This window comes from Flavonifractor sp. An112, assembly GCF_002161085.1.
In the GTDB taxonomy this organism is placed as follows: Bacteria; Bacillota; Clostridia; order Oscillospirales; family Oscillospiraceae; genus Flavonifractor; species Flavonifractor avicola.
Window position 1 is genome coordinate 128,302 of record NZ_NFLU01000005.1, and the last position, 19,828, is coordinate 148,129.

Here is a 19,828-nt window from a genome sequence, read left to right on the forward strand (position 1 = left end):
CACTGGCCGTTGCAATAGAGGAAAAGAACCCCAAACTATTAAATAGGAGGAAATGAACGTGAAGAAGTTTCTTGCCATGCTCCTGGCCGTGGCCATGCTGGGCGGCGCTCTGGCTGCCTGCGGCGGCGGCGAAACCACCAGCACCCCCTCCGGCAACACCGGCACTCCCGCCGGAAACTCCGAGACCCCCACTGTTGAGACTGTTGATATCAATGTGGGCTATATGCCCAACTACGGCGGCCTGTGGAGCCTGATGACCGCCAAGGAGAAGGGCTTCTTTGAGGAAGAGGGCCTGAACGTCACCATGACCCAGTTCGAGGACGGCCCCACCATCATCGCCGCCATGGAGAACGGCTCCGTGAACTTCGGCTACATCGGCCAGGGCGCTCATAAGCTGTGCGTCCAGGGCAACGCCACCATCATCGCTCTGTCCCACATCTCCAACGGCGATGCCCTCATCGGCGGCCCTGGCATCAGCACTGTTGAGGACCTGAAGGGTAAGGTCGTGGCCTACTCCTCCGGCACCTCCAGCGAGGATATCCTGCGCAACGCTCTGGCTGCTCACAACATGACCATGGATGACATCCAGGCCATGGACATGGACGCTCCCTCCATCGTGACTGCTATGATGTCCGGCGGCGTGGACGCCTGCGCCACCTGGTCCCCCAACAGCCTGACCATCCTGGAGGGCATGGAGGGCACCACCAAGCTGGCTGACAACATGACCTTCTCCGACACCACCGTGTCCCTGGCCAGCTGGATCGCCACCCCCAAGTACCTGGAAGAGAACCGCGACGTGACCGTTCGCTTTGTCCGCGCTCTGATGAAGGCTATGGATTACGCTGCTGACGGCAACTACGAAGAGGTTGCTCAGTGGTGTGCCACTCAGGCCGCTCTGGACTATGACACCATGTACAATCAGCGCGGCGACGCCGACTGGCTCACCGGCAAGGAAGTGGTGGACGGCGTGGCCGACGGCACCGTCAAGGGCTACTACGAGCTGCAGCAGAAGAACCTGCTGGACGGCGGCTCCATCACCGAAGAGGATGTGTGCCCCGTCGAGGATTACGTGGACTTCGATCTGATGACCGAGGCCGGCAACTACTAATATGACCCCAGGAGGGGCGGCGGCGGAATACCGCCGCCGCCCCTTTCCCGCGTAAACAGATTCTTTACAAAGCCGGAGTGAGCGGATACAATAGCACCGGAAACCACAACTGGAGGAGGACAAGCTATGCTTCTGTTGTTGGCCGTGGGGCTGCTCATCGGCTCCATTCTGGTGCTGTGCGTCAAAAAGAATCTGGAGTCCCTGCTGCTGGTAGGACTGTGCCTGAGCCTTACGGTCTATTTCGTGGGGCTGATGGTCTTTATCGCCAAGAAGGGCGGCCTGTCCCAGGAGGTCATGAACTTCCTGTTTTTCAACCAGAAGATTCGCATCTGGGTGCAGTACCGCTTTATTACCCTGGGACAGCTGGGCTACATTGTGGCCCTGGGCCGCTATCTGTTCCCGCTGTTCCTGCTGGAGATGGCCTTCCAGTATTCCATGCTTTCCGCCCTGCGGAAGGCGCCGCTGGTCCGGAAACTGGTGCTGGTGCTGCCTGCCGTTTCCCTGGTGCTCTATTACCCCAGTGTGTACCGGAGCCTGGTGATCAGGTTCCCGGTGTTCAAGGATATCCTGGTCCAGTTCTCTTATATCTGGGTCATGTGCTATGTGGCGCTGGCGGTAGGCCTGCTGGTTGTGGAATATTGCTCCACCACCATGCATTTTTCCCGGCGGAAGTTTCTGCCCATCGTCATCTCTCTGGTGGCGCTGGCCACTCTGTATGTGATATACTGCGGTCAGGACCCGGGGCAGATCTACCGGTTCTACAGCTACGACTATACCTGGATCAAGGGTGTGGGCTATCTGCAATTCGCCCTCAGCATAGGCGGTTATATGGTCCTGGTGGCGGTTAACCTGGTGTGCGGTATCCTGGGTCTGGGCAGTATGTTGCGTTACACTCAGACAAGCTTTGCGTCCGACCGGGACGAGGTGGTGCTGGAGCGTAAGTTCGATGTGGCCCGCAGCGGCGCCTCGGTCTTTGTCCACAGCATCAAGAACCAGTTGCTGGCCAACCGGGTGCTCTACAAGCGCATCCGTGCTGAACTGCAGAAGGAGGAGCCCGACCTGGACAAGGTGCGGGGCTACGCCGACAGCCTGTGCGACAACAACGAGCTGCTCATCGGCCGCTCGGAGGAACTCTACCGCACGGTCAAGGCCAAATCAGTACGCCTGGTGCCGGTGTCCTTAGGCCGCCTGGAGGAGATCACCCTGGACCGGTTCCGCAAGAAATATCCCGATGGCCGGGTCAGGGCGCTGATGGACCGGGAGGTCCAGGTGCTGGCCGATGAGAACTACCTCAGTGAGGCCCTGTACAACCTGCTCACCAACGCCTGGGAGGCCACCATCGGATATGAGGAGACCAGGCCGGTGGAGCTGGTGAGCCACCAGGAGCGGCTGTATACGGTTCTGGAGGTCAAGGACCACGGTCCCGGTATTAAGACGGGAGAATTCAAACACATCTTTGAGCCCTTCTATTCCAGCAAGAACAGCAATTTCAACTGGGGCATGGGTCTGTACCATGTCCGTACCATCGTGCGCAGCCACCTGGGTTCCCTGCGGGTGGAGAACCGGCCGGAGGGAGGAGCTTCCTTCTTCATTCTGCTGCCCCGCTATGGTACCGTCCAGCCGAGGCAGGGAGGAAAAAAGCATGATACGCATTTTGGTCGCAGAGGACTTTGAGCTGATCCGGGAGGATCTGTGCGATGTCCTCAACCAACAGGAAGATATGACCGTGGTGGGCAGCGCCGCCAGCGGAAAGGAGATCGAGGCCCTGGCCCTGGAGACCGACTTCGATCTCGTTCTTATGGATATTGAGATGGAGACCACTACCGCCGGCATCCAGGCCACCGAGCACATCCTGGAGAAAAAGCCGGAGGCCAAGGTCCTCTTCCTCACCGCCCACGAGACCGACAACATGATCCTCACCTCCATGGGCGCGGGGGCGGTGGATTACATCGTCAAGGGCTGCGAGGACGCCGAGCTGCTCCAGCACATCCGCAGCGCCTATGCCGGCCAGGCCATGCTGGACGGCAAGATCCAGAACCTGCTGCTCAAGGAGTATTCCCGCCTGCGTACCTCGGAGCGGTCCCTGCTCTTTTTCATCAGCACAGTCTCCCAGCTCACCGCCGCCGAGCGGGATCTGGTTCGGCTGCTGCTGGAGGACAAGAAGATCAAGGAGATCGCCGCGGAGCGGTGCGTGGAGGTCGTCACCGTCAAGACTCAGATCAAGAGCCTGCTGCGGAAGTTCGGCTGCACCCGGACCAAGGAGATCGTGGATACCATCCGGGAATTGAACGTAACCCATCTGTTTTAAGCATTGACATACCGTCATAGAAAGGAAGATCCACATGGACTATTATCACATTTCCGCCCAGGACCTGGGCAAGAATGCCAAGATTCCCGTCGTTAAGCTGGGGGACTCCGGCGAGGTGTTCTATGAGATCGCCATGGAGATGATCAACACCATCAAGGCTCACAACGAGAAGGGCGAAAAGACCGTCTTTATCTGCCCCGTGGGTCCTGTGGGCCAGTATCCCATCTTTGTCCGCCTGGTGAACCGGGACCGGATCAGCCTGAAGAACTGCTGGTTCATCAACATGGACGAGTATCTCAATGACGACGACACCTACATCGACAAGGAGAGCCCCCTGTCCTTCCGCGGCTTTATGGAGCGCACTGTGTACACCAAGATCGACGAGGAGCTGCTGATGCCTGCCGAGCAGCGGGTGTTCCCGAACCCTGCCGACCCCGGCTATGTGGACCGCCTGATCGAGGAGCTGGGCGGCGTGGACATTGCCTTCGGCGGCATCGGCATCAACGGCCATCTGGCCTTCAACGAGTCCCGTGAGGACATGACCGCCGAGGAGTTTGCCGCTCAGGGCACCCGGGCCCTGTCCCTGAATCCCGAGACCCGTACCGCCAACGCCATCGGCGACCGCTGCGGCGCCATCGATGCCATGCCCCACCGTGCCGTCACCATCGGCATCAAGCAGATCCTGGGTGCCCGCAAGGTCCGTCTGGGCGTGTTCCGGGAGTGGCACCGCTCCGTGGTCCGTCAGGCCGCTTACGGCGAGGTGACCGCTCACTTCCCCGCCAGCCTGCTGCAGAACCACCCCGACGCCATCATCTTCACCAACTCCCTGGCCGCCGGCCAGCCCTTCTGAGGTACCCTATGAAACGAACCCTCTTTACCAACGGCAAGGTCTATGTAGACGGCCAGTTCCAGGACACCGACCTGCTGGTGCAGGACGGCCGGGTAGCCGGTTTCTCCGGCAAGGCCGATGAGGTGGTGGACCTGGGCGGCAAGCTGCTGGTCCCCGGCTTCCTGGACCTGCACACCCACGGCGGCGACGGCGTGGACGTGAATGCCGCCACCGCCCAGGACCTGGCCAAGATCGGTAAGTTCTTCGCCAAGAACGGCACCACCGGCTGGCTGTGTTCCATCCTCACCGATACCCCGGAGCAGACCCTGTGGTGTATCGACCAGGCCAAAGCCGCCATGGCGGCTCCCATCACCGGAGCTCAGCTTATGGGCATCCATCTGGAGGGCCCCTTCCTTTGCTCTGCTTACAAAGGCGCTATGCCAGAGCATCTGCTGCGGAAGGGTGATCCTGCCCTGTTCCGGCAGTATCAGCAGGCCGCCGAGGGCGCTGTCCGGTATATCACCGTCTCTCCCGAGGTGGAGGGCGTGGTGGATATGATCGCTGAGATCGCCGGCCACACCACCGTGGCCATCGGCCACTCTGGGGCTGACTATGAGACCAGCTGCGCCGCCATTGACGCCGGTGCACAGGCCTGTACCCATACCTTTAACGCCATGGGGCTGTTCCACCAGCACCGTCCCGGCATTATGGGTGCGGTCCTGGAGCGTCCCGTGTGCTGCGAGGCCATTTGTGACGGCCGCCACCTGCATCCCGGCTCTGTCCGGATGCTCCTGGCCTGCAAGGGCTGGGATAGGGTGGTGGCGGTGACCGACTCCATCCAGGCCGCCGGTCTGCCCGACGGGCACTATAAGCTGGGCGTCAACGACGTGGTGGTGGAGGATGGCGACGCCAAGCTGGCCTCCAACGGCGTCCGGGCTGGTTCTACCCTGACTACCGGTCAGGCCCTGAAGAACCTGGTGAAGTTCACCGGGGAGAGCGTGGAAAAGGTGCTCCCCCTGCTGACTGCAAATCCTGCCCGCCTCATCGGTATGGACCACCGGAAGGGCTCCATCGCCCCCGGCAAGGACGCCGATCTGGTGGTTCTGGACCAAGATCTGAATGTAACTGCAACCTATGTGGCCGGCGTGAACGTATACGCCGGAGAGAATTAAGGAGGAACTTATTATGCCTTTGGTACCGCTGAGACCTTTGATGGAAGCCGCTGAGCAGCACAACTACGCCCAGGGCGCTTTTAACGTGAACGCCGTGGCCCAGGCCAAGGCCGTCATCGAGATGCACGAGACCTTCCGCTCCCCCGCCATCCTGCAGGGCGCCGACCTGGCCAACGCCTTCATGGGCGGCCGGGTGGACTTTGCCAACGGCACCCTGGAGGACAAGAAGAAGGGCGCCCGCAACATCGCCAACGCCGTGAAGAAGTACGGCGAGAACTCCCCCATCCCCGTGGTGCTCCACCTGGACCACGGCAAGGACTTTGACTCCTGCGTGGCTGCCATCGAGGGCGGTTACACCTCCGTCATGATCGACGGCTCCTCTCTGCCCCTGGAGCAGAACATCGAGCTGACCCGCGAGGTGGTCAAGTATGCCCACGCCCGCGGCGTGTCCGTTGAGGGCGAGCTGGGTGTGCTGGGCGGCCAGGAGGACCACGTGTTCGCCGCCACCTCCACCTACACCAACCCCCTGGACGCTGTGGAGTTCATCCAGAAGACCGGCGTGGACGCCCTGGCCATCTCCTACGGCACCCAGCACGGCGCCAACAAGGGCAAGGACGCCAAGCTCCGCAAGGAGATCCCCATCGCCATCAAGGAGTGCATCAACCGGCTGGGCATCTTCTGCGCCCTGGTGTCCCACGGTTCCTCCACCGTGCCCCAGTACATTGTCAAGGAGATCAACGACCTGGGCGGCGATATCCAGAACGCCTACGGCATCCAGGTTGAGCGGCTGATGGAGGCCATTCCCTGCGGCATCCGCAAGATCAACGTGGATACCGACATCCGTCTGGCCGTGACCCGCAACATGAAGGAACTCTTCGCTCAGAAACCCGAACTGCAGAAGAGCCCCTCCATCGGCGGCGTGTACGCCCTGCTGGAAGAGAAGAAGTCCGCCTTCGATCCCCGCGTGTTCTTCCCCCCCATCATGGACACCGTCCTCACCGGCAATGTGCCCGACGACGACGTGGCCCTGCTGATGAGCCGCGTGGAGGCGGGCGTGAAGGAGGCTGTGGGCTCCCTGATCGTCAACTTCGGTTCCTACGGCAAGGCTCCTCTGGTGGAGCAGAAGTCCCTGGAGGACATGATCGCCTTCTATAAGAAATAAGAACGGCAAGGGCGGGCGGGGGTCGGTCTCCCGCCCCGCCGGAGAGAAGGAGCAACTACATGAAGCATCTGTATCTGAATCTGAAGCGGTTCGATGTGCCCGTGGAGTTCGGCGGCGTCAACCGCATCGCCCCGGTGGCTGACTGGGGCAAGTATATCGTGGAGCACACCCAGGAGGGTCTGAAGCACTACGATCCCAACCAGGTGGAGTTCGTCCAGTACTTCCCCGAGGCCCACATCCTGGGGGCCGTGGCAGCCCAGTGCGAGAACAGCCCCGTGCAGGTGGGTTCCCAGAGCGTCTACCGCATGAATACTGCCGTGGGCGGCAACTTCGGCGCCTTTACCACAAACCGTCCCGCTTCCATCGTGAAGGCCATGGGGTGCACCTCTACCATCATCGGCCACTGCGAGGAGCGCAACGACAAGATGGGCGTGCTGGCCGAGGCCGGCGTCACCGATACCGCCGCCGTCAACCGCCTGCTCAACCAGGAGATCAAGCTGGCCATCGAGCAGGGCCTCACCGTGCTCTACTGCATCGGCGAGAAGAGCGAGGAGCAGGAGCAGTGGCAGCAGGTGCTGGGCGACCAGCTGAAGATCGGCCTGGACGGGGTGGACACCTCCAAGGTGGTCATCGCCTACGAGCCCATCTGGTCCATCGGCCCCGGCAAGACCCCCGCCGACAAGCCCTACATCACCAAGATCGCCAAGTTCGTCAAGGAAGTGACCGGCGGCCTGGACGTGGTGTACGGCGGCGGCCTGAAGGTGGACAACGCCGAGATGCTGGCCTCCATCGACGAGATCGACGGCGGCCTCATTGCCCTGACCCGGTTCCAGGGCGAGATCGGCTTCTACCCCGACGAATATCTGGAGATCATCAAGACCTATCTTGGGAAATAAGGAGAGCACACATGAAGCTTGATTTTGAATACGGCCACGGCCTGATGAGCGCTGAACTGCCCGACAACACCGATGTGTTTATCCCCGGCACCACCGTGCCCGATCCTCCGTGCCTGCCCCAGGACTGGGACAGCCTGTACAGCGCCACCCTGGAGTCCATCCGCAACCCCATGGGTATGCCTTCTCTGAAGGAGCTGGCCGGCCCCGGCAAGACCGTGGTCTTTGTTATCCCTGACATCGTGAAGGGCGGCAACCAGCCCACCTCCCACCGGAAGGTGTCCATCCGGGCCTGCCTGGACGAGCTGTACGCCGCCGGCGTGGAGAAGAAGGACATTCTGTTCATGTTCTCCAACGGCCTGCATCCCCGTGCCACCGTGTCCGAGATGAAGCAGATCCTGGGCGAGGAGCTGTTCAACGAGTTCTACTGGACCAACCAGATCACCAGCCACGACTCCGAGGACTACGAGCACATGGTGGACCTGGGCACCACCAAGCGGGGCGACCCCGTGCTGATGAACAAGTATGTCTTTGAGTGCGACATTCCCATTCTCATCGGCCACACCCAGGGCAACCCCTACGGCGGCTACTCCGGCGGCTACAAGCACTGCGCCACCGGTATCACCCACTGGCGGAGCATCGCCAGCCATCATGTGCCCAAGGTCATGCACCGGGACGACTTCACCCCCGTGTCCGGCCACTCCCTGATGCGCACCAAGTTCGACGAGATCGGTATGCACATGGAGGAGAAGATGGGCCACCCCTTCTTCTGCTGCGACGCCGTGCTGGACACCTACTCCCGCCAGATCGCCATCTACTCCGGCTACGCCAAGGTGATGCAGCCTGAGTCCTGGAAGCTGGCCAACAAGCGCACTTACGTCCCCTTCGCCGAGAAGAAGTACGACGTGATGGTGTTCGGTATGCCCCAGAACTTCCACTACGGCAACGGCATGGGCACCAACCCCATCCAGATGATGCAGGCTCTCTCCGCCCAGGTCATCCGCCACAAGCGGGTCATGAAGGACAACTGCGTCATCATCTGCTCCTCCATCTGCAACGGCTACTTCCACGACGAGCGCTGGCCCTACCTGCGGGAGCTGTATGAGATGTTCCAGCACGACTATATGAACATCCTGCCCGATATGGACCGGTACGGCGAGTACTTCGCCACCAATCAGGAGTATATCCGCAAGTACCGCTTCTGCAATGCCTTCCATCCCTTCCACGGCTTCTCCATGATGAGCTGCGGCCACATTGCCGAGATGAACACCTCCGCCATCTACATCGTGGGCGCTCAGGAGCCCGGCATTGCCCGCGGCATGGGCCTCAAGACCAGGGCCACCTTTGAGGAGGCCCTGGAGGACGCCAAGAAAAAGTTTGTGGGCCCCAACCCCAACATCCTGGCTCTGCCCCAGACCTTCAAGCTGAGCGCCGTCCATCTGTGCATGAAGGACGACGATCTGAGCAACGTGTAAGGAGGGCATTGTCATGCTGAAAGGAAATATGCTTATCGCCCACGGCGGCGGCCCCACCCCGGTGATTAACAGCTCCCTGCTGGGGGCTGTCCGGGAGGCCAAGCTCCACGGCGAGATCGAGACCATCTACGGCGCCCGTTTCGGCGCTGAGGGCATTCTGGCCGGGGACCTGATCGACCTGGGCAAGTTTGCCGACGAGGATCTGGCCCTGCTGGCCAAGACCCCCGCTTCCGCTCTGGGCTCCTGCCGCCGCAAGCTCACCGACGCCGACTATCCCGCCGTGCTGGAGTGCTTCAAGAAGTTCAACATCCGTTACTTCTTCTACAACGGCGGCAACGACTCCATGGACACCTGCAACAAGATCTACAACCTGTCCGTGGAGACCGGCTACGAGCTGCGGGTCATCGGCATCCCCAAGACCATCGACAACGATCTGGACGTGACCGACCACTGCCCCGGCTTTGGCTCCGCTGCCAAGTACGCCGCTGTCTCCGCTCTGGAGCTGGCGCAGGACGCCTCCGCTCTGCCCATCCACGTGGTGGTGATGGAGATGATGGGCCGCAACGCCGGCTGGATCACCGCCGCTTCCGCCCTGTACGCCGACCTGATGCCCTGTGAGCATCTGGTGTACCTGCCCGAGGTGGCCTTTGACAAGGAGAAGTTCCTGGCCGCCGTCAAGGAGAAGTGGGCCAAGGGCCGCGGCCTGCTGGTGACCATCTCCGAGGGCATTCACTATGCCGACGGCTCCCCCGTGGCCGACTCCGGCGTGGTGGACGGCTTCGGCCACAAGGTGCCCGGCGGCGCCGCCCAGGCCCTCAGCGACATGATCATGCAGGAGACCGGCCTGAAGTCCCGGTCCGAGAAGCCCGGCCTGCTGGGCCGGGTCAGCGTGGCCCTCATGTCCGAGATCGACCAGAAGGAGGCCGAGGAGGCCGGCGCCTGCGCCGTCCGCTCCGCCGTGGAGGGCAAGACCGGCTTCATGGTGGGCTTTGAGACCACCCGGAACCCCTACTCCTCCAAGACCATCCTCATCCCCCTGGAGAAGGTGGCCAACGCCGAGAAAAAGTTCCCCCTGGAATGGATCGGCGAGGACGGCGCCAGCATCAAGCCCGCGTTCAAGGCCTATTGCGAGCCCCTGCTGGGCGCTTACGACAGCCGGTTTATCTCCCTGCGGTAAGCCGCCATGCAGATCCTCTTTAACTTCCTGGTCTGTATCCTGGCAACTACCATCGGAGGCATCAGCGGGGTAGGAGGCGGCGTCATCATCAAGCCGGTGCTGGACGCTGTGTCCGGCCTGCCGGTGGCTACCATCAGCTTTCTGTCCGGCTGCACCGTGCTGGCCATGACTATCACCTCCATGCTCCGCAGCATTGGCGGCGAGGTCAAGGTGGAGCCCCGTCGGGGCACCCTGCTGGCCATTGGCGCCGCCGTGGGCGGTATCGTGGGCAAGCAGCTCTTCGACATCGTCAAGGACGCCGGCGGCTCCGCCGTCTCGGTGGCCCAGCAGGTGCTGATGATCCTCCTCACCCTGGGCGTGCTGGTCTACACCATGAACCGCCCCCGCATCCGCACTCTGGATGTGAAGAACGGGGCGGCCTGTGTGATCATCGGCCTGGCCCTGGGTGTGCTGTCCTCCTTCCTGGGCATCGGCGGCGGCCCCATCAACCTGGCGGTGCTCTACTACTTCTTTTCCATGGATTCCAAGACGGCGGCTCTCAACTCCCTGTACGTCATCCTGTTCTCTCAGGGAGCCAGCTTCCTCAATACCGTGATCGGTCAGAACGTGCCCGTCTTTGAGTGGCCCGTCCTCATCGCCATGGTGGTGGGCGGCGTGGTGGGCGGCACCATGGGCCGCAGCTTCAGCCGCCGTATGGACAACAAGGCCGTGGACAAGCTGTTTTTCTGGCTGCTGCTGGTCATCACCGGCATCAGCGTGTACAACCTGATCCGCTGCTTTGTGTGACTTCACGTTCTTCTCCTCTTTTCCTCAGGACCTGTTCCGGCAGTGATGCCGGGATGGGTCCTCTTTTTATGCCTGTATGGGTGGAAACATTTGGCCTGCCCCGATTCCTTGACACTGGAGTATGACATGGTATAATACCAAACCAGTATGGAATTTTTGCGTAGCAAATGCGCCATATTTTATCAATAACTGCAACTTGGAGGAATTTACCCATGCAAGCAAAGAAACCGCTGGCCCTGCTGCTGTCCCTGTCCATGGGGCTGTCCATGGGCACCCCCGCCCTGGCTGCCGCCAGAGAGACCAGCCTGCCCGACGTGGGCCAGAGCTGGGCGGCCGACTCCATTCACCGCTGGCTGGAGGCCGGCCTGGTGGAGGGAGACGACCAGGGCCTGTTCCGGCCCGCCGCCAACCTGACCCGCGGCGAGCTGGCCACCATTTTTGTGCGGCTGCTGGGCCTGAGCGAGAAGGCGCCCAACCGCTATGCCGACCTGAAGGGCGATGAGTGGTACGCCGACGCCATTCTGAAGTGCACCGCCGCCGGCATCATGGAGGGCGACGGCACCAACTGCAACGCCACCCAGACCATCACCCGGCAGGAGACCATGGTGATGTTTGCCCGTGCCATGGGTATCCGTGAGGAGAAGGAGCCCAACCTGGGCCAGTTTGTGGACGGCACTGATGCCGCCGGCTGGGCCGCCGGGTATCTGGCTCCCCTGGCTCAGCTGGGCATTCTGTCCGGTGTGGAGGACGGTTCCCACCTGGCTCCCATGGCCAACATTGACCGCGCGTCCACCATGGCGCTGCTGGACAAGGCCGTCAGCGATTACATCACCGGCTCCGCCCAGGTGGAGGCGGAGGACGAGGGCCGCTTTGTGGTGGTCAACGCCGGTCAGTCCGCCGCCCGCAGCGGCGCCCAGGTAGAGGTGTCCGGCCAGGCCGCCGGTCTGGTGGTGGCTCCCGGCAGCGCCGGGGCCAAGATCACCGCCCAGGACCTGGCCGCTGCCACCGTGAAGGTGGACGCTCCCGTAGAGCTGACCCTCTCCGGCAGTACTTCCACCGATTACATGAGCGTCAACGCCGAGGCTCAGCTGGCGGTGGAGAAGGAGGCCTCCGTGAAGGAGCTGGCCCTTAACGCTGCTGCCCAGGTGGATAACCAGGGTTCCATTGGCAAGGCCTCCGTCAACGCCAACGGCGTGGTGCTGGACGGCAAGCTGCCCGGCAGCCTGGAGGTAACCGACGGTGTGGACCAGCCCACCGACAGCGAAGGCAACCAGGTGGGCGGCGACAATAACAACGGCGGCAGCAATGGCGGCGGCTCTGGCTCCGGCGGTTCCGGAGGCTCCGGTGGCAGCGGCGGCGGTTCCGGCGGCTCTGACGGTGACGGCGATGGTGACGGCGACGGCGGCCAGGTGCCTCCTGTCCAGGCCGGCCCTGCCGTGACCCAGGTGTCCGAGGAGGAGGGCAAGGTCACCATTCAGTTTGACCAGACCCTGTACACCATGGAGGAGGACGTGCTGACCAAGATCGGCAGCTCCTCCACTCCCGAGGGTGACGCGGTGAACAACGAGGCCCTCCAGGCCGCGGGCTACGCCATCTCCGGCGACGTCCAGATCACCAACCTGTATGTGGACAACGAGAACGAGTTTGTCTGGACCTTTGACTTTAACAGCGCCAAGCTGGGCGACGGTATGCGCTACAACAAGGCCATCTACGACGCCGAGGGCAACAGCGCCGGTTATCTCACTGCCCGCCGCCACGTAGCCCTGAAGGACGACGAGGGCCGCACCCCCTACTATGTCTGGACCGTGGCCTTTGAGCAGGAGGCCGAGGCCGACATCACCGCCCCTGTGCTGGAGAAGGAGAGCGTCACCCTGCTGGGCGACGACGACACCCTGACCCTCACTGTGCCCGTGTCCGACGACGGCGAGTTGGCCTATCTGGAGATCGACCACAGCCTGGAGGCCAGCTTCCCCGAGTTCACCGTGGAGGCCAAGAGCTATGACTTCCTGGACGAGGAGAGCGGCCTGGGCTACACCAGCGTGTACACCGACACCCAGGGCGAGCAGAAGTGGGAGATCACGCTGAATCCCGTGGCCACCGCCCTGCTGCGTCAGGCCGCCGACGGCAGCCCCATGACCTTCTACTTCTCCGTGAAGGACAAGGCGGGCAACCAGTTCGGTTCCATGTACTTTGTGGACGAGGAGATGACCGTCTCCGACGTGTCTGTGCCTCTGGACACCACCGCGCCCACCGTGGTGAGCTTCGCCATTGACGATCAGGTGATGGAGGACGGCGCTACCGTTAACTTTGACGAGGGCCAGGAGTTTACCAGCCTCACCGTCACCCTCAGCGAGGCAGTGGAGGCCGGCGAGGAGACCCAGCACATCACCATTGACGGCCATGAGTTTGGCACCTTTGTCATTGACGAGGCCGATCCCACCAAGCTCCACATCACCGTTACCAACCACAACGGCAACAAGTATGTGGAGGGCACCTTCCAGTTCGATCTGGCCGCCGGCGCCCTGAAGGACGCCTCCGGCAACGAGAGCGAGGAGCAGTCCTACACCATCCACTTTACCCAGAATCCCGGCGTGTAAGCGTCACAAAGCCCCCCTCCCACCGATAAACTGGTGGGAGGGGGGCTTTTTATGCAAGATCAGGTATTGCAGGAACAGATCAAAACGGCGGACAAATCCCTGTTTTTTCTCAGTATCCTGCTGGGGTCCATCTGTCTGTCCTGGCTGGCCCTGGACAAACAGCGGCGGGGGCTGTGCTGCAACGGAAAAGCCCCCGATGTGACGGGGCTGCGGCAGATCAGCTCTGTATTGGTGGTACTGGCTCTGGGGTACTTTTTCTGCCTGGGTGTGAAGGGTAGAGGGGAAGAAGGCGGGGAGGTCAATTTCTGGGCCTCCCTGCTGGTGCTGCTGGCCGCTCTGCTGCGGCTGGGGGAGCTGCTGAAGGATGGGTAAAGAAAAGCGGTGGTGCTGCCACAGGCAGCACCACCGCTTGGCGCGTTAAAAGGGGGCGTCCTCCACCCGGGTTTCCTTGGCGAAAAAGGTGTAGGTGCCGGTAGCCACTGTCTGGCCCTGGTCGTTGGTCAGAACGGCGTCGTAGACCAGAATGGTCTTGCCCAGCTTTTTGGGGGTGGCCAGGCAGTGGATCTGGCTGCCGGTACCGGGGGCCAGGTACTGCATGGAGCAGTCCAGGGTGACGCACACCTTGCCGCAGGTGAAGGCGGCGCAGCCCGCCACCGTGTCCGCCAGGGCCACCAGGGCGCCGCCGTGGACGATGCCCATGGGGTTCAGGCTCTCGGGGCGGACCTCCAGAGTGCCCTCCGCCTCCCGACCCTCGATGCGGGTGACGGTAATATGGTTGTAGGGAGCGAAGTGGCCCTCGCCGTTGACCACCCGCTGAATATCACTGAAGGAAGCCATCCAGAATCTTCTCCTCCGCTTCCTGCTCGGTCAGACCCAGGGTCATCAGCTTCAGGATCTGGTCTCCGGCGATGCGCCCGATAGCGGCCTCGTGGATGAGCTGAGCGTCCACATGGTTGGCCACAATGGCGGGGATGGAGGAGATCTTGGCGTCACCCATGATGATGGAGTCGCACTGAACATGGCCGAAGCACTTGGTGTTGCCGGTCATTTTGGGGTAGAACACCTGAACCGAGTTGTCCTGAGCCACAGACCGGGAGATGACCCGTCCGGTGGCGTCCTCGCCGTCCAGAATGATTTCCATGTCGCTCTCGGCGGTCTGCTGACCGTGGGTGAGCAGCTTCTCGGTGATGATGGCCTCGGCGCCCTTGCCCACCACAATGCGGGTCTCCCGCTTGGTGGAGTCCACGCCCCGGATCTGGGTGGACTCCATGTTGATGGAGGCTCCCTCGTCCAGGTAGACGATGGTCTGGGGGTTCATGATCCGCTGGCCGGTGCCCTCGCCGTCGCCGTAATGGCGCTCCACATAGCGAACCTTGGAATTCTTGCCGATGTGGAAGGTGTGGATGCCGTCGTGCTGGCTGGTCTCGCAGCCGGTGTTGTGGATGCCGCAGCCAGCCACGATGTCCACGTCGCAGTCGTCGCCGATGAAGAAGTCGTTGTACACCATTTCACTCAGGCCGGTCTGGCTGATGATGACGGGGATGTGGACCGACTCGTGCTGGGTGCCGCTCTTGACGGTGATGTTGATGCCTGACTTGCCCGGCTCCTCCTTGGTGGTGATCTCAATATTGGCGGTGTTGTTCCGGGAATCCAGCTGTCCGTTGCGCCGGATGTTGTAGGCCCCCTGGGGGGTCTTTTCCAGATCCGCGATCTCCTTGAGGAGCTTCCATTCCGCTTGATCCATCTTACTTCGCTCCTTCCGACAGATAACTGCAAGAGGTCCTGGTGTTGGCCAGGATCTGGGGGAAGATCTCATCCTTGGGGCCCTGCTTCTGCACCTTGCCGTCGGCGATCATGACGATCTCGTCGGCCAGGTCGATGATGCGCTCCTGGTGGGAGATGACGATGAGGGTGGCCTCCCGCTTCTGGTGGATGAGCTTGAAGGTCTCGGTGAGCTTGGCAAAGGACCACAGGTCGATGCCCGCCTCCGGTTCGTCAAAGATCATCAGCCCGGTCTTGCGGGCCAGGATGGTGGCGATCTCAATGCGCTTGACCTCGCCGCCGGACAGGGAGGCGTCCACCTCACGGTCGATATAGTCCCCGGCGCACAGGCCCACTTTGGTCAGGTACTGGCAGCCCTCCTCCCGGGTCAGCTTCTCGCTGCCGGCGGCCAGGGCCAGCAGGTCCTTCACCTTCAGACCCTTGAAGCGGGGGGGCTGCTGAAAGCCGTAGCTGATGCCCAGACGGGCCCGGCCGGTGATGTCCAGATCGGTGATATCGGTGTCGTTCCAGCGGATGGAGCCGCCGGTGGGCTTGACCAGGCCCATGATGGCCTTGGCAAGGGTGGTCTTGCCACCGCCGTTGGGGCCGGTGATGACCACAAACTGGTGGTCCTTGACAGAGAGGGAGACGTCGTTGAGGATGCCCAGCTCCTGGCCTTCCTCTCCCTCCACCTGATAGCTGAGATGGCTGATCTCCAGCATAATCGGTCTCTCCTTTGTAAATGGTTCATTCCATGAGCAATTATTTTATCACGAAAGGCAGAAAAATACAACCCTGAGCGGGGCAAATCTTACCATCCTGGCATAGGATGGTGGGAATCTACACAGAATGGGGAGGCAATGCGTATGGAACAGGAGTTGCTGCCCGGCTGCGACCGGGAGGTTTTCGAGCGGGTGTGGAAGCGGGTCATGCCAAACGAGCGGGGGGACTGCCCCTTTGAGGTGGTGGAGGCGGCGGCCCAACGGCCTCTGCCGGCGGTGGTGGTACACGACACACCGGCGGCGGAAGAGGAGACGGTCACCTGTCTTGGACCCGCCTCGGCAGTCCACGGACCTCAGCTGCAACAGTACATAGACCAGGAACTGGCCGCCCACCGGTGCTGCCAGGCGCTGGCCCGTCGGGTGCCGGGGGCCGGGGGCAGGATGCTCTCCAACCTGGCCGCCGAAAAGCGGCGGCGGGCCAAGCGGCTGAGCACCGCCTATTTCCTCATCTCCGGGGTGCGCTACTGGCCTGCCGACCGGGGCGCAAATCCCATCAACGCTCCGGTGCAGGCCGCCCTGCGGGAGCAGTTTCAGGCCCAGCAGCGGGGGGCGGCCTGCTACCGGGCAGCCGCCGCAGGTACCGCCGACCCCTGCCTGGAGGCCCTCTTCCATGAGTCGGCTGACGAGGCGGAGGCCCACGCCTGGGTCATCCGGGGGGTGCTGGAGCAGATGTGACCCTCAGTCCCGGCGGAACACATGGATGCGGAAGGAGGCCTGTACCTTCAGCCCGTCCAGCGCCGCCAGCCGGGCGGCTCCCTCTCTGGGGGTCTTCCAGTAGTAGGGGGTCATCTGGAACAGGTTGGGCAGATCCGCTCCCGCCACCTCCATGGTGGTATCCACCGGCACCACGCTGACATAGGAGAAGCCCTCATAGGGGACGTCCTGCTCCTGGTTGGGGTAGGGCTTGTCGTAGAGCACCTGCTTGAGCTCCCACAGGTGGTTGGCGGCGGGAACCACATAGAGAAACAGACCGCCGGGGCGGAGCACCCGCCGGAACTCCTCCAGAGCCAGGGGGGAGAAGCAGTTGAGGAGCAGGTCTACGCTCCCGTCTCCCACCGGCAGGTGGTAGGCGGAAGCCACGGCAAATTCTCCCTGGGGCACACGCTTGGCGGCCAGACGCACCGAGGGCTTGGACAGGTCGATACCCGCCAGGGCAACCTGCCTGCCCGCCCCGGTGAGGGCGGCGTGGATGCCGGCGGTGTAGTAGCCCTCCCCGCAGCCCGAGTCCAGCACCGATACCTGCTGGCCGGTATGCTCCAGTGCCAGGGCGCACAATGCGTCCCGGAGTGGGGCGTAGTAGTCCCTGGACAGGAACTGATTGCGGGCGGTGACCATGCCCTTGTCGTCCCCGGGGGACTTGGAGTGCTTCCGGTTGGCGGGGAGCAGGTGGACATAGCCCTCTTTGGCGATGTCAAAGCAGTGGCCGTTGGGGCAGGTATAGGAGCGCGCCTCCCGGTTCAGGGGAGCGGCGCAGTGGGGACAGCGAAACAGGCTCAAAGGGGCCATCTCCTTCCAAGGTGTCTGAGGGTATCATACCAGTTTGGAGGACATAACACAAGGGCCGCGCCTATGGCGCGGCCCTTTGCTGCGGCGGGATTTACTTGGTGGTGATGTTGAGGGTGCCGTCGGTGACGGTGCAGGTGATGCCCAGGGCCTCCAGAGCAGAGGAGGCCACATAGTAGTTGCCGTTGGAGAGGACCGCGCTCATGCTCTGAGCGGCGCCGTCCACCTTTACGGTCAGGGTCTCGGCGGTAAGACCGGCGGGAGCCTGGGTGGGCATAGTCAGAGCGGGATCGGCATAGGTGGCGCCGGTGGTGATCTCCACGCCGGCGTTCCACAGCACATTGAACTGCTTGCCGGTGCCATTGAGAGCGGCGGCCAGGTCACGCAGGCGGTAGTAGGTGTTGCCGGCGGCGTCGGTGGCGGTGGACACCACCTTGGGAGTACCGTCCACCAGCACGGCGGCGTTGGCCTTGGCCTGAGCCACCAGGGCGTCATAGTCGGCCAGGTTGTAGCTCTCGGCGTAGGGGGTGGGCAGCAGGCCGTCGTTGATGTAGCCGATGAGCTCGGCACGGCGGGCATCGTCCTCATTCAGGTCCACGCCTACGATCTTCCAGTTATTGTCCACCTCGGGGGCCACGGGGGAGTGCTCAGCGAAGTAGGCCACGATCATGTCCCGGATGGAGTTGGAGGACTCCCACTCCTTGGTGCCGGAGATCAGGTTCTGGCCCTTCAGGGCGGAGGAGTAGCGGTAGTTGTTCACCGCCAGGGTGAGGGTCTGGTCGTCCTGGAGAGGCTCGCCCTTGAACATCACGTTCTTGATGCGCTCGCCCTTGGGCTGAGACAGGTCGATCTCATACTCCACACCGGCGAACATATCGTAGAGGTAGTCGGGGTACTCGGGATCGAAGGAGATATTGATGTCCCCTTCCTTCCACTGGTTGTAGCACTCGGCGGACCACTCCATGTAGGCCTTGAGCTCCGCGCCGGTGACCTTTACCCGGTAGAGGGTGTTGTCGAACTTGTAGATGTCGAAGATGTTGCCGTAGTTGATGTCGCCGGCGGGCAGGTCGCTGGTGTTCTTGAACAGGGCGGCGGCGGACACGTCGGCGCCGGAGTTCTCCAGTTGGATCTTGTTGATCAGATCCATAACCGCGGTATCCTCCAGCTTGCCCTGGGGCAGGCCGGCGATCTCATTCTCCGGCTGGAACTTGGCGGTGGTGGAGCCCAGCGGGGGGAGAGGTTCGCCGCTCTCGTCGGTGCCGCCGGCAATGAAGTCGATGGTCTTCTGGTGAGCCTCGGCTACCAGAGGAATGGAGCGGATCTCCTGGCTGGGAGTCACGTCGGTCATGTCCACGATCTCCACGGAGGAGGCGGTGACGTTGTTGTCGGCATCCAGAGTCAGGTCAAAGCGGGCGATGTCCCGGCCGCCGTTGCGCACGCCGCCGATGACCACGTCGCCCTGCTTCTCATTGACCACCACATGGTTGTGGGCCACCTGGAGCACGTCGATCTCCGGGTTGTCGTCCAGGATCTTCTGGGCGGAGTCGGTGCCGCCTTCTTCGTCAAACTCAGCGTACATACCCATGTGGGCGGATACCACGATCACGTCGGCCTGGCCGCCGATCTCGTCGATGGCCTTGCCCACGGCCACGTTGGCGGCCTCATAGGTGGCATCCTCGATGCCCTCCTTGCCGCCGTCCCAGATGGGTACGTCGGGGGTGACCACGCCGATGATGGCCACCTTCACGCCGTCCTTCTCCACGATGGTCCAGCCGGCGCCGGTGACGCTCTTGCCGTCGGTGCCGGTGACGTTGGCAGCCAGCACGGGGAAGTCGGCCTGACCCAGAATGGTCTGCATAGTGGGGATGCCCCAGTTGAACTCGTGGTTGCCCAGGGTCATGGCATCATAGCCCATATAGTTCATGGCGGTGATGACCGGGTGGGGCTCTTCGGGGGTCTTGTTGTAGATATCATCGGTCATGATGGTGCCCTGGATATCGTCGCCCGCGTCGATGAGGATGGTGTTGGGATTCTCGGCCCGGACCTGCTGGATGTAGGTGTACAGCCGGGCCATGCCGTTGTTGGTGCACTCGGTGTTGTCCTCATAGGAATAGCCCCAGATATTGCCGTGCATATCCGAGGTACCCAGAATGGTAATGTGCTTCTCGCTGCCGGAGGCAAAGGCGGCGGGCATCAGGGATACCAGCAGCGCCCCGGTGGCCAGCAGAGAGAGCAGCCGGCGGGAACGGTGTTTCTTCATGTGTGATCCTTCCTT

18 protein-coding genes are annotated in these 19,828 nt (G+C 62.4%); 13 read left to right on the top strand and 5 right to left on the bottom strand.

What is annotated here, in order from left to right; genetic code table 11:
* Window positions 1-58 precede the first annotated feature (58 nt).
* The 12 genes from B5E56_RS06335 to B5E56_RS06390 all read left to right on the top strand — a co-directional run bounded on the left by B5E56_RS06335 (window position 59) and on the right by B5E56_RS06390 (window position 13,879).
* Window positions 59-1,108: an ABC transporter substrate-binding protein gene (locus tag B5E56_RS06335; RefSeq protein ID WP_087269055.1), complete on the top strand. Its 1,050-nt coding sequence runs from the start codon at window positions 59-61 to the stop codon at window positions 1,106-1,108.
* 126 nt (window positions 1,109-1,234) lie between these two features.
* On the top strand, window positions 1,235-2,782 hold the full coding sequence (locus B5E56_RS06340; RefSeq protein WP_087389089.1) for a sensor histidine kinase: 1,548 nt from the start codon (window positions 1,235-1,237) through the stop codon (window positions 2,780-2,782).
* Window positions 2,751-3,416, top strand: a complete 666-nt coding sequence (locus B5E56_RS06345) for a response regulator transcription factor (RefSeq protein WP_087268896.1) — start codon at window positions 2,751-2,753, stop codon at window positions 3,414-3,416. Before B5E56_RS06340 ends, B5E56_RS06345 begins: the two co-directional genes overlap by 32 nt.
* Window positions 3,417-3,450: 34 nt before the next feature.
* Window positions 3,451-4,266 carry a glucosamine-6-phosphate isomerase gene (locus B5E56_RS06350; RefSeq protein WP_206404960.1) on the top strand — a complete coding sequence of 272 codons (816 nt, stop codon included), beginning with the start codon at window positions 3,451-3,453 and terminating at the stop codon, window positions 4,264-4,266.
* Window positions 4,267-4,274: 8 nt separating this feature from the next.
* Entirely contained in the window at window positions 4,275-5,417 is a 1,143-nt protein-coding gene (gene nagA / locus B5E56_RS06355) for an N-acetylglucosamine-6-phosphate deacetylase (protein WP_087389091.1), read from the top strand.
* Between the two features lie 13 nt (window positions 5,418-5,430).
* Window positions 5,431-6,579 (top strand): class II fructose-bisphosphate aldolase, encoded by a 1,149-nt coding sequence (locus tag B5E56_RS06360; protein WP_087389092.1) that lies wholly within the window; start codon window positions 5,431-5,433, stop codon window positions 6,577-6,579.
* A gap of 59 nt (window positions 6,580-6,638) precedes the next feature.
* Window positions 6,639-7,475, top strand: coding sequence for a triose-phosphate isomerase (locus B5E56_RS06365; RefSeq protein ID WP_087389093.1), 837 nt, complete (start codon window positions 6,639-6,641; stop codon window positions 7,473-7,475).
* 11 nt (window positions 7,476-7,486) lie between these two features.
* Complete coding sequence (locus B5E56_RS06370) at window positions 7,487-8,947, top strand: lactate racemase domain-containing protein (protein ID WP_087389094.1); 1,461 nt, start codon at window positions 7,487-7,489, stop codon at window positions 8,945-8,947.
* A gap of 13 nt (window positions 8,948-8,960) precedes the next feature.
* Complete coding sequence (locus B5E56_RS06375; RefSeq protein WP_242955513.1) at window positions 8,961-10,124, top strand: 6-phosphofructokinase; 1,164 nt, start codon at window positions 8,961-8,963, stop codon at window positions 10,122-10,124.
* A gap of 6 nt (window positions 10,125-10,130) precedes the next feature.
* Complete coding sequence (locus B5E56_RS06380) at window positions 10,131-10,910, top strand: sulfite exporter TauE/SafE family protein (protein WP_087389095.1); 780 nt, start codon at window positions 10,131-10,133, stop codon at window positions 10,908-10,910.
* Between the two features lie 212 nt (window positions 10,911-11,122).
* The gene (locus B5E56_RS06385; protein WP_158098684.1) at window positions 11,123-13,507 is read left to right on the top strand and encodes an S-layer homology domain-containing protein; all 2,385 of its coding nucleotides are present in this window, start codon (window positions 11,123-11,125) and stop codon (window positions 13,505-13,507) included.
* A gap of 51 nt (window positions 13,508-13,558) precedes the next feature.
* Window positions 13,559-13,879 (top strand): hypothetical protein, encoded by a 321-nt coding sequence (locus B5E56_RS06390; protein WP_087389097.1) that lies wholly within the window; start codon window positions 13,559-13,561, stop codon window positions 13,877-13,879.
* A 45-nt stretch (window positions 13,880-13,924) separates the two neighbouring features.
* On the opposite strand, the gene B5E56_RS06395 is transcribed toward B5E56_RS06390, so the two are convergent.
* Genes B5E56_RS06395 through B5E56_RS06405 form a run of 3 tightly spaced genes read right to left on the bottom strand, consistent with a single transcriptional unit; the run spans window position 13,925 to window position 15,990 of the window.
* A complete protein-coding gene (locus B5E56_RS06395) occupies window positions 13,925-14,344 on the bottom strand; it encodes a PaaI family thioesterase (RefSeq protein WP_087329136.1) in 420 nt (139 codons plus the stop codon).
* Window positions 14,328-15,251 (bottom strand): SufB/SufD family protein, encoded by a 924-nt coding sequence (locus B5E56_RS06400; RefSeq protein WP_087389098.1) that lies wholly within the window; start codon window positions 15,249-15,251, stop codon window positions 14,328-14,330. The genes B5E56_RS06395 and B5E56_RS06400 overlap by 17 nt, the downstream gene beginning before the upstream one ends.
* Before the next feature lies 1 nt (window position 15,252).
* Window positions 15,253-15,990 (bottom strand): ABC transporter ATP-binding protein, encoded by a 738-nt coding sequence (locus B5E56_RS06405; RefSeq protein WP_087188991.1) that lies wholly within the window; start codon window positions 15,988-15,990, stop codon window positions 15,253-15,255.
* Between the two features lie 144 nt (window positions 15,991-16,134).
* On the opposite strand from B5E56_RS06405, the gene B5E56_RS06410 reads away from it, so the two are divergent.
* Window positions 16,135-16,725, top strand: coding sequence for a rubrerythrin (locus tag B5E56_RS06410; protein WP_087389099.1), 591 nt, complete (start codon window positions 16,135-16,137; stop codon window positions 16,723-16,725).
* 3 nt (window positions 16,726-16,728) lie between these two features.
* Here B5E56_RS06410 and B5E56_RS06415 read toward each other — a convergent pair whose 3' ends face one another.
* Window positions 16,729-17,556, bottom strand: a complete 828-nt coding sequence (locus tag B5E56_RS06415) for a putative RNA methyltransferase (protein WP_087389100.1) — start codon at window positions 17,554-17,556, stop codon at window positions 16,729-16,731.
* A gap of 91 nt (window positions 17,557-17,647) precedes the next feature.
* Complete coding sequence (locus tag B5E56_RS06420; protein WP_087389101.1) at window positions 17,648-19,813, bottom strand: bifunctional metallophosphatase/5'-nucleotidase; 2,166 nt, start codon at window positions 19,811-19,813, stop codon at window positions 17,648-17,650.
* Window positions 19,814-19,828: the final 15 nt, after the last annotated feature.